This is a genomic window from Streptomyces calidiresistens (assembly GCF_014141525.1).
Lineage (GTDB): Bacteria > Actinomycetota > Actinomycetes > Streptomycetales > Streptomycetaceae > Streptomyces > Streptomyces calidiresistens.
In genome coordinates this window covers 1-6,547 of sequence record NZ_VKHS01000259.1, presented here as the reverse complement: position 1 = coordinate 6,547, position 6,547 = coordinate 1, and the positions used below count along the sequence as shown (strand labels likewise).

General features: G+C 72.7%; 5 protein-coding genes. 2 read left to right on the top strand and 3 right to left on the bottom strand.

Going from position 1 to position 6,547, the window contains the following annotated elements:
• Positions 1–34: 34 nt before the first annotated feature.
• Together FOE67_RS12660 and FOE67_RS12655 are read right to left on the bottom strand one after the other, a co-directional pair.
• Positions 35–1,138: an ABC transporter permease gene (locus FOE67_RS12660; RefSeq protein ID WP_182663646.1), complete on the bottom strand. Its 1,104-nt coding sequence runs from the start codon at positions 1,136–1,138 to the stop codon at positions 35–37.
• The gene (locus FOE67_RS12655) at positions 1,135–2,616 is read right to left on the bottom strand and encodes a sugar ABC transporter ATP-binding protein (protein ID WP_182663648.1); all 1,482 of its coding nucleotides are present in this window, start codon (positions 2,614–2,616) and stop codon (positions 1,135–1,137) included. Before FOE67_RS12655 ends, FOE67_RS12660 begins: the two co-directional genes overlap by 4 nt.
• Before the next feature lie 210 nt (positions 2,617–2,826).
• Between FOE67_RS12655 and FOE67_RS12650 the strand changes: the two genes are divergently transcribed.
• The gene (locus FOE67_RS12650; protein WP_182663644.1) at positions 2,827–4,035 is read left to right on the top strand and encodes an ROK family transcriptional regulator; all 1,209 of its coding nucleotides are present in this window, start codon (positions 2,827–2,829) and stop codon (positions 4,033–4,035) included.
• A 7-nt stretch (positions 4,036–4,042) separates the two neighbouring features.
• Here the strand turns inward: FOE67_RS12650 and FOE67_RS12645 are convergent, their stop codons facing one another.
• A complete protein-coding gene (locus FOE67_RS12645; protein ID WP_182663642.1) occupies positions 4,043–5,479 on the bottom strand; it encodes a serine hydrolase domain-containing protein in 1,437 nt (478 codons plus the stop codon).
• 285 nt (positions 5,480–5,764) lie between these two features.
• Between FOE67_RS12645 and FOE67_RS12640 the strand changes: the two genes are divergently transcribed.
• A partial coding sequence (locus FOE67_RS12640; RefSeq protein WP_323384831.1) for an ion transporter occupies positions 5,765–6,547 on the top strand: 783 nt, incomplete at its 3' end.

Genomic DNA, 6,547 nt, shown 5'->3' with positions numbered 1-6,547 from the left:
CTCCAGCAGCGTGTCGCGGCCCGGGCCGGCCGGTCTATCCGGTGCCGCCCCGGGCCGCGACACGCTGCTGGAGCAGGACCGCGACGACGATGATCAGCCCCTTGGCCACCGCCTGGGTGGAGGTGTCCAGGTTGTTGAGGGTGAACACGTTGGTGAGGGTGGTGAAGATCAGGACCCCGAAAACGGTCCCGACGATGGTGCCGCGGCCGCCGCTGAGCAGGGTGCCGCCGATCACCACGGCGGCGATCGCGTCGAGTTCGTAAAGCATGCCGTGGGTGGAGGTGCCGGCGGTGGTGCGGGCCATGAGCATCACCGCGGCGATGCCGCAGGCCGTGCCGAGCAGGACGTAGAGCAGGGCGGTGTGGCGTCGCACGTTGACACCCGCCAGGCGGGCGGCCTCGGGGTTGCCGCCCACGGCCAGGGTTCGGCGGCCGAAGGTGGTGCGGTTGAGCAGAACCCACCCGCCGGCGGCCACCAGCGCGAAGACGATCACCAGGACGGGAACGCCCAGGACCCGACCGCCGAAGAAGTCCACCAGGCCGGGGACGGTGACGACCTGGGTCCGCTTCTCGGAGATCATCTCGGCCAGGCCCCTGGCGCCGGCGAGCATGGCCAGGGTCGCGATGAAGGGTGCCATGCGCCCGTACGCGATCAACAGACCGTTGACCAGCCCGCATCCGGCGCCCACCGCCAGCGCGGTGGTGACCATGATCATCCAGTGGATGTCCGCGGCCATGGTCTGGGTGGAGAGGGTGGTGGCCCAGACCGTCGCCAGGGCGACGATGGCGCCCACCGAGAGGTCGATGCCGCCCCCGGTGATCACGAAGGTCATGCCGACGGCCACGACGCCGATGACGGAGGCCAGTCGCAGGATCGTCATCACGTTGTCGAGGTTGGCGAAACGGTCGCCGGCGGTGAGGAAGCCGATCAGGCACAGGACCAGCAGGGCGATCACCAGACCGGCGTTGCGCCCCACCGAGCCGGCGAACAGCTCGGTGATCCGGTCGCGGGGGGTTCGGCTCCCGCCGTTCCCGCCGGTGGTCTTCCCCGGGAGCCCCTCCCCGGGGCGGTCGCCCCCGACGGGTGTGCCGGCGCCCGGTTCCCCGTCGCGGGCGGGGGTCGTGGTCTCGGCGCTCACGCCACATCACCTTCCATCACCATGTCGAGCACGCGGTGTTCGTCGATGTCCTCCGCGGGCCCCTCGTGGACGATCTCGCCGTCGGACACCACCAGGACGCGGTCGGAGAGGCCGATGACCTCCTCGATCTCGCTGGAGACCACGACCACCGCGATGCCCCGGGCCGCCAGGTCGTGGATCAGCGTGTAGATCTCCGCCCGGGCGCCCACGTCCACGCCCCGGGTGGGTTCGTCGAGCAGCAGCACGCGGCAGCCCCGCGACAGCCAGCGGGCGAGCACCACTTTCTGCTGGTTGCCGCCGGAGAGGGTCCGCACGGCACGGTCCACGTTCGGGGGGCGCAGGTCGAGGTCGGTGGCCTGTTCGGTGGCGGCGCGCCGTTCGGCGGCGCGGTCGGGAAACCCCCAGCGGCTGAACCGGCGCAGGTCGGCCAGGGTGATGTTGCGCTGGACGGAGTCGTCCAGCACCAGCGCCTGGCTCTTGCGCTCCTCGGGGCAGAAGCCGATGCCGGCCGCCATCGCGGCGGCCGGTCGGCCGGGGCGGACCGGCCTGCCGGCGACCCGGACGGTGCCGGTCGAGGGACGTCGGGCGCCGTACACCGTTTCGAGGATCTCCGAACGGCCGGAGCCCACCAGGCCGGCCAGGCCCACGATCTCCCCGGCCCGGACGGTGAGGTCGACGCCGCGGAATTCGCCGCGCCGCCCGAGGGACTCCACCTCCAGAACCGGTTCGGCGTCCTCGGGCACCGGGGTGCGCGGGGGGAAGACGTAGTCGATGGAGCGGCCGGTCATCAGGCGGATGACCTCGGTGGTCGGGGTGCTCGCCGGAAGCCCGGAGGCCACGGTGCGTCCGTCCTTGAGGACCGTGACGCGGTCCCCGATCCGGCGGATCTCCTCCAGCCGGTGGGAGATGTAGACGATGGCGATGCCCCGGTCGGCGAGGCCGCGCACCACCTCGAAGAGGCGCTCCACCTCACCGCGGTCCAGGACGGCGGAGGGCTCGTCCATCACGATGAGCCGGGCGTCCCGGGACAGCGCGCGGGCCATGGAGACGAGCTGTTTGCCGGCGGCGGAGAGCCGGCCCACCTCGGTGGTCGGGGACATCTCCGGGTGGCCGAGGCGGTGCAGCAGGCGGGCGGCGGCGGTGTTGGCCTCCGATCGGGCGATCATCCCCCACGCGGTGGTCTCGTGACCCAGGTGGATGTTCTCCGCCACCGTCAGGCCGTCCACCAGGTCCAACTCCTGGTGGATGGTGGCGATGCCCAGGCGCAGGGAGGCTCCCGGATGGGGGAGGCGGACCTCCTCCCCCCGCCACAGGATGCGGCCCGCGTCGGGTTGGTGGGCTCCGGCCAGAACCTTGATGAGGGTGGACTTCCCTGCGCCGTTCTGGCCGAGCAGGCAGTGGACCTCGCCGGCGGACACGTCCAGGTCGATGCCGTCGAGGGCACGGACCCCCGGGAAGCCCTTGACGATGCCCCGCATCGCGAGCAGCGGCTCCCCCTCGGTCGTCGACGGCGACGACCGGAGGCTCTTCGTTGCGCCTGTCATGGCGGACAACGTAGGAGCACTTTTGCCGACGGTCAATAAAAAGTTCCAAAGCTTGTGCCGGAAGATCGGCAATGATCATGAGTAAGTGGGTGGTGTTGTACCGTGGGACCTCACCACCGCGCGTGTGACCGGGAAGGGAAGAGGATGAGGGAGACCGGCGCGCTGTCCGCCGGACCGACGGCCGGGACAGCCCTCCTGTTGCGGCTCGTCCGGGACGGACGGCCGCGCACCCGGGCCGAGTTGGCGGCGGAGTCGGGCCTCGCCCGGTCGACCGTGGCCGAGCGGCTGGACGCCCTTCTGGACTCCGGGCTGCTGTGCCACACGGACAAGGGACCCTCCACCGGAGGACGCCCCCCCTCGCTGTACGCCTTCAACCCCGGAGCCCGGGTGGTCCTGGCCGGCGACATCGGGGCCACCCACCTCACCGCGGCGCTGACCGACCTGTCGGGCGAGGTGTTGGCCGAGGAGAACGTGTCCCTGGACGTGGCGGCGGGCCCCGAGGCCGTCCTGAAGGAGTTGTGCCGGCTGGGCGGTGTCCTGCTCGACCGCGCCGACCGCGCCCGGGGCGACCTGATGGGCATCGGCATCGGCCTGCCGGGACCGGTGGAACACCTCTCCGGCCGCCCCACCAACCCGCCGATCATGCCGGGCTGGGACGGCTTCGACGTGCCCGGCTTCGTGAGCGAACGGCTCGGCGCGGTGACCCTGGTGGACAACGACGTGAACATCATGGCGCTCGGCGAGCACCGTGCCCACTGGGCGGAGGCCGAGCACATGATCTACGTGAAGGTCGCCACCGGGATCGGCAGTGGACTGATCGCGGGTGGTCGGCTGCACCGCGGGTCCCAGGGCGTCGCGGGCGACATGGGACACGTGCGACTGCCGCACGGCGCCGAACTGCCGTGCCGCTGCGGGAACGTGGGATGCCTGGAGGCGGTGGCCGGTGGTTCGGCGCTGGCCCGGCGGCTGACCGAACTGGGTTCCCCCGTCCGCACCAGCGGCGAGGTGGCCGCCCTGGCGCGCGGCGGATCGGTGGCCGCGCTGACGCTGGTGCGGCAGGCCGGCCGGGACATCGGGGAGGTGCTGGCCACGGCGGTCAGCCTCTTCAACCCCTCGGTCATCGTCATCGGGGGCGCGCTCTCCGTCGCCGGGGAGCATCTGATCGCCGGGGTCCGGGAGGTGGTCTACCAGCGCTCGCTCCCGCTGGCCACCCGGGATCTGCGGATCGTGCAGTCCCGGGCGGGCGAGCGGGCCGGCATCCACGGGGCGGCCCTGATGGTGGTGGAGCACGCGCTGGGGCCCGCCCGTTCCGAGGCCCCGGCGCCCGAGAGACTGCCGATCCCCATCCGGTGACCGCGGATCACCCCCCGGCGACGCCCCCTCGGCCGCGCCACCCCTCCGGGTCGGTGCCCCCGGGGACGGGGGCCGCCGGGTCGTAGGGGGTACGGGTGAAGACGAAGGTGCCGATGTCCAGGTGGTCGGGTCCCCGCGAGTCGGTGACGTGCGCCTCCGCCCCGGAACCGAGCCGCAGGGTCTCCCCCGCGAAGTACCCCTCCAGCCCGGTCCAGGTGCCGTCCGCCTCGGGGCGGAACCGGGAACCGCGACCGGCGCCCTGCAGGGGGGCGAGTTCCAGCGCTCGGTCGGCCCGCACGCGCAGGACGTGCGCCGCGGTGCCCCAGTACCAGACCCCCGCCGCCGCCACGAGCCCCGGATCGACCTCCGGCATCGGCCGCCACGGCTCCGGGAGGGGCGGCTCGTGCTCGGCGAGCAGCGCGATCAGGTCCGCGGCCAGGGTGGGCGCGGACAGCCCGGAGGTCGCGTTGGTCAGCGCCACGGCCGCGAGGCGTTCGGAGGGGGAGGTCCACAACCCCGCGACGAAGCCCGGCATGGAACCGGAGTGTCCCCACAGGGTGCGTCCCCGGTGGTGGAGGAGTTGCAGGCCCCATCCGTAGGAGGAGTCCCGATCGCGCGCCTCGGCGGGGACGGCGGGCCGTCGCATCTCCTCCAGCGCCGACGCCCCGAGCACGCGCTCGTCCCCGGCCGTGAGGAAGGCCGCGAAACGGCACAGGTCGGCGGCCGTGGACCAGAGTTGCCCGGCCGGTGCCATGCGTCCGGTGGCCGGTGTCGGCTCGGGCTGCACCACGTCGGCGTGGGGGTGCACGGCCCATCCCCGGGCATGCGGCGCGCGCGGCAGGAGGGTGGTGTCGGACATGCCCAGCGGATCGAGCACCTCCTCGCGCAGCACCTCGTACCAGGGACGACCCCTCAGGTGTTCCACCAGGGCGCCGAGCAGGGCGTAGCCGGTGTTGGAGTAGTGGTGGCGACGTCCCGGGGGATGGCGCAGGGGACGTTCGTCGAACAGGTCGGGGAGTTCGGGGCGCAGGTCACCCTCGGTGCGTTCCCACCACGGGCCGCGTGGTTCGGCGGCCAGGCCACCCGAGTGACAGAGGAGTTCGGCGATGCGCGCCTCCCCTCCGGCGGGCGTGTCGAGGTGGTGGTCCAGGCGGTCGTCGGGGGAGAGCCGGCCCTCGTCCCGCAGGCGCATGACCAGGATCGCCACGAAGGTCTTGGTGATCGAACCGATGCGGTACTGCACCTCGGCGCCGGGCACCTCCCCGGCGACCTCACCGCGTCCCGCGCACCACACCGGGAGGCCGTCCCGGACGACGGCGGCAACCACCGAGGGGACGCGTCCCTCCGCCTGGGCCACCGCCAGACGGTGGTGGAGGGCTCGTTCGGTGGCGGGCAGCGGCGGGGCGGCGTCCCCGGCGATCCGGGGCGGGAAGGGTTCCGTCATGGCTTCACTACTACCGTCCGCCCCCCCGGTGTCGCCGGCCCATTTCGGGCGCGGCGCGCGACGGGCCCTCCGGAGCCCACCCCGCGGGCTCCCCCGGAACCGGGAGGATTAGGCCAACCCCCTTGTGAAACAAGGCATTTCCCCCTTCCGTCGGGATCACCGCTGGTAGGATCCCGGGCCTGGATGATCTTGTGTGCGTTCTCCGTGACGGCCCCGGGGAACGGGCCGGTCCCTCCCCGGGGGCGGACCGGTGACGGAGCGGCGCGGGGAAGAGCGGACTTCACGGTGACGGTGGAAAGTGCCCCCACCGGGTGGCGCGGTACCACGGCGGGGCGGGCCCGCCGGGTGACGGAATCCCGGACGTTCTCGGTGGTGGTCTGCGGACTCATCCTCCTCAACGCGGTCCTGCTCGGTGCCGAGACCTACTTCCCCCCCGACGCGGCCGCGACCCCCCTCCCCCGGCTGGAAACCCTCCTGTTGGCGGCCTTCACGGCGGAGATCGCGCTGCGGGCCGTGGCCTGTGCCGATCGTCCCCGGGCGTTCTTCCGCGACCCGTGGAACGTCTTCGATCTGACCGTGGTGGTACTCACCCACCTGCCGCTGACGCAGGGCAACGCCACCATCCTGCGCCTCCTGCGACTGCTGCGGGTGGCCCGGGTGGCGCGCATGATGCCGCAGATCCGGGTCATCGTGACCGCGGTGGGCAAGAGCCTGCCGGGCATGCTGGGCTTCCTCGCCCTCGGCGTGTTGATCCTGTACGTGTACGGAATGGTCGGCTGGCAGATCCTCTCCGAGCACGACCCCGAACGGTTCGGCACCCTGGACCGCGCCGTGATCACCCTCTTCCTCCTGGCGACCTTCGACGGGATCGGTGCCGCCGTGCGCGACGGACTGGAGGTCTCCCCCTGGACACTGGCGTACTACGGCTCCTACGTCCTGTTCGCCGGACTGATGCTCATCAACCTGCTCATCGGGGTGGTGGTCGGTTCGATGGACGAGGCGCGGGAGGCCGAACGGCGCCGACTCCGTGAGGGGGGCCGGGGGAGCGGGCCGACGGCCGGGCGGGAG

Excerpts from the sequence above, each read along its gene's own strand:
- FOE67_RS12655 (WP_182663648.1), bottom strand. The coding sequence starts at position 2,616 with ATGCGGGGCATCGTCAAGGGCTTCCCGGGGGTCCGTGCCCTCGACGGC.
- FOE67_RS12645 (WP_182663642.1), bottom strand. The coding sequence starts at position 5,479 with ATGACGGAACCCTTCCCGCCCCGGATCGCCGGGGACGCCGCCCCGCCG.
- FOE67_RS12650 (WP_182663644.1), top strand. The coding sequence starts at position 2,827 with ATGAGGGAGACCGGCGCGCTGTCCGCCGGACCGACGGCCGGGACAGCC.